We start from the raw sequence: 3403 nt of genomic DNA on the forward strand, positions 1-3403 counted from the left end.
CTTGTAGGAGCCGGCTTGCCCGCGATGGCGGCCTTGAAATCGATGCAAATCCTACGGGCCTCATCGCCGGCAAGCCGGCTCCTACAGTGGGTTGCGTCTTTGTCAGGGATAGTGCCCGGCATTGGACGTTTGCATTCGTGCGATTCAGGCAAAATTGATTTGTGGCGGGCGCGGTGTTTGAAACGAATCGGCGCCGCGATACTCGACGGGATTTTGCCTATTCCTGAATTGGCCCACGGATGGCCATTGCGAGGTTCGAACCATGACTGTCTCCCGCCGACTGGCGCTCTTGATGACCGCTGCCGCGTTGCTCACCGCGTGTGGTGAATCTTCCAAACTGCCGCCGCAGGCCAGTGTCGGCCCGAGCCCGCAGTTGCCTGAGCCCACGACCACGCTGATCCCGACGTTGAAGGTGTCCAAGGCCATCGGCTGGTCCGGCAGCGACAAGCCGAAAGCGCCTGCCGGTTTCACGGTGACGGCCCTGGCCGAGAACCTCGACCACCCGCGCTGGATCTACAGATTGCCCAATGGCGATCTGTTGGTCGCCGAAAGCAATCACCCACCGATGCCTGAAGGCGCCACTGACGGTGGCAGCGGTCCGCTGGCCTGGGCGCGGCGCACCGCGATGGGTTTTGTGATGGGCCGTGTCGGCGCCGATGCGCCCAGCGCCAATCGAATCACCTTGCTGCGCGATGCCGACGGTGACGGTCACGCTGAACTGCGCACGGTGTTCATGAGTGGACTGACGTCACCCTTCGGCATGGCATTGGTGGGCAACGAGCTGTTCATCGCCAACGCCGACGCCTTGGTCAAAGTGCCTTACAGCGAGGGGCAAACCGAGATCACCGCGACGCCGGTGAAAGTCACCGATCTGCCTGCCGGTATCAATCACCACTGGACCAAGAACGTGCTCGCCAACCCCGAGGGCACCAAGCTGTACGTCACCGTGGGCTCCAACAGCAACGTTGGCGAAAACGGTCTGGAGGCCGAAGAAGGGCGGGCGGCGATCTGGGAAGTTGACGTTAAAAGCGCCGACAAGCGTCTGTTTGCCAGCGGTCTGCGCAACCCCAACGGCCTGGCCTGGAAACCCGGTTCGAACCAGTTGTGGACCGTGGTCAATGAGCGCGATGAAATCGGCAGCGACCTGGTGCCGGATTACCTGACGTCGGTAAAAGACGGCGCGTTCTACGGCTGGCCATGGAGTTACTACGGCAACCACGTCGACACCCGGGTTGAGCCGCCGCGCCCGGACAAGGTGGCCCAGGCTATCGCCCCGGACTACGCGTTGGGTACCCACGTCGCACCGCTGGGCCTGGCGTTCTCTGACTCGCGGGCCATGCCCAGCGCTTTCGCCAATGGCGTGTTCATCGGCGAACACGGCTCGTGGAACCGCAATCCGCAGGCCGGCTACAAGGTGGTGTTCATCCCGTTCAGCGACGGCAAGCCTTCAGGTTTACCGGTGGATTTCCTCACCGGTTTCCTCAATGCCGAAGGCGAGGCGCAAGGGCGTCCGGTGGGCGTAGCGCTTGATCAGAGCGGTGCGCTGCTGGTGGCGGACGATGTCGGCAACAAGGTGTGGCGCGTGGCGGTGGCCAAACCGGGTCAATAAAGCGGGATAGGGCCCGGTCACCGCGCAAGTTGCGCGGCTGACACGGGCTATCAAAGAGGTATCTGCGGCGTCGAGACCACCTGGCGCAAGCCCATGAACGAACGAATCTGCCGCACGCCGGGCAGGTACAACAATTGCTCCGCGTGCAGGCGGTTGAAACTGTTGCTGTCCTTGGTTCGTATCAACATGAAGTAGTCGAATTCCCCCGTCACCACATGGCATTCCATGCAGCCGGAAACCTTTTGCGCCGCCGCTTCGAAGGCAGCGAAGGATTCCGGCGTCGAGCGGTCCAGCACCACGCCGATCAACACCACCATGCCCGCATCCAGCGCGTCATTGTCCAGCAACGCGACGATGCCCTTGATCAAACCCGCCTGCTTGAGGCGTTCAACGCGGCGCAAACACGCCGGCGCACTCAGTTTGACCTTCTCGGCAAGCGCCACATTGGAGATGGAAGCGTCGCGTTGCAGCGCCTTGAGAATGGCGCGGTCGGTGCGGTCCAGCGGGTGTGGCTCCGGGCTGGATGTGCCGGTTTTCTTGTGAGTATTTGTTGCGTTCATATGGATTTCTACGCAATAAAAAGTTGTTTGAAGTGATAGGCGGCGATTTATGTTTCTTTAATGTATTGAAACTTGCAACACATATTTTTGGCTTTGTTCTTAATATTGAACTCATCGAAGCCCCTCTGAAAGAACCTGGAATGCAGCCTGTTTGCCTTTCGGTCTGGCGCTTGGATATCCAATAATCAAGGAGCAGAGTCATGAACCTGAATCGTTTCAAACGCTATCCGTTGACCTTCGGTCCTTCGCCCATCACCCCCTTGAAACGCCTCAGCGAACATCTGGGCGGCAAGGTCGAGCTGTATGCCAAGCGTGAAGATTGCAACAGTGGCCTGGCCTTCGGTGGCAACAAGACGCGCAAGCTCGAATACCTGATTCCCGAGGCCATCGAGCAGGGCTGCGACACCCTTGTGTCCATCGGCGGGATCCAGTCGAACCAGACCCGCCAGGTCGCCGCCGTTGCCGCACACCTGGGCATGAAGTGCGTGCTGGTCCAGGAAAACTGGGTGAACTACTCCGATGCCGTGTATGACCGCGTCGGCAACATCGAGATGTCTCGCATCATGGGCGCGGATGTACGACTGGACGCCGCCGGGTTCGACATTGGCATTCGCCCCAGCTGGGAAAAGGCCATGAACGATGTGGTGGAGCGCGGCGGCAAACCGTTTCCGATCCCGGCGGGCTGTTCCGAACATCCGTATGGCGGCCTCGGCTTCGTCGGTTTCGCCGAGGAAGTCCGTCAGCAGGAAAAAGAACTCGGCTTCAAGTTCGATTACATCGTGGTCTGCTCGGTGACCGGCAGCACCCAGGCGGGCATGGTGGTCGGGTTTGCCGCCGACGGTCGTTCGAAGAATGTCATCGGTATCGACGCTTCGGCCAAACCGGAAAAGACCAAGGCACAGATCCTGCGGATCGCCCGGCACACCGCTGAACTGGTGGAGCTGGGGCGCGAAATCACCGAAGAAGATGTGGTGCTCGACACACGGTTCGCCTATCCGGAATACGGTTTGCCCAACGACGGCACGCTGGAAGCCATCCGCCTGTGCGGCAGACTTGAAGGCGTGCTGACCGACCCGGTGTACGAAGGGAAATCCATGCACGGGATGATCGAAATGGTTCGCCGTGGCGAGTTCCCTGAAGGCTCGAAAGTGCTTTACGCACACTTGGGCGGGGTGCCTGCGCTGAATGCCTACAGCTTCCTGTTCCGTAACGGCTGATCACAAACCTGTAGGAG

The 3403-nt window shown here is 60.3% G+C and carries 3 protein-coding genes; 2 read left to right on the top strand and 1 reads right to left on the bottom strand.

Annotation, left to right across the window (positions count from 1 at the left end; genetic code table 11):
- Window positions 1–262 precede the first annotated feature (262 nt).
- Entirely contained in the window at window positions 263–1609 is a 1347-nt protein-coding gene (locus tag KGA97_RS29235) for a PQQ-dependent sugar dehydrogenase (RefSeq protein ID WP_223481975.1), read from the top strand.
- Window positions 1610–1659: 50 nt separating this feature from the next.
- Here the strand turns inward: KGA97_RS29235 and KGA97_RS29240 are convergent, their stop codons facing one another.
- Entirely contained in the window at window positions 1660–2169 is a 510-nt protein-coding gene (locus KGA97_RS29240; RefSeq protein WP_223435162.1) for an Lrp/AsnC family transcriptional regulator, read from the bottom strand.
- 200 nt (window positions 2170–2369) lie between these two features.
- Here KGA97_RS29240 and KGA97_RS29245 point away from each other — a divergent pair, with 200 nt between their 5' ends.
- Window positions 2370–3386, top strand: a complete 1017-nt coding sequence (locus tag KGA97_RS29245) for a 1-aminocyclopropane-1-carboxylate deaminase (RefSeq protein ID WP_008045265.1) — start codon at window positions 2370–2372, stop codon at window positions 3384–3386.
- Window positions 3387–3403: the final 17 nt, after the last annotated feature.

The organism is Pseudomonas sp. BF-B-15 (genome assembly GCF_019946675.1).
In the GTDB taxonomy this organism is placed as follows: Bacteria; Pseudomonadota; Gammaproteobacteria; order Pseudomonadales; family Pseudomonadaceae; genus Aquipseudomonas; species Aquipseudomonas migulae.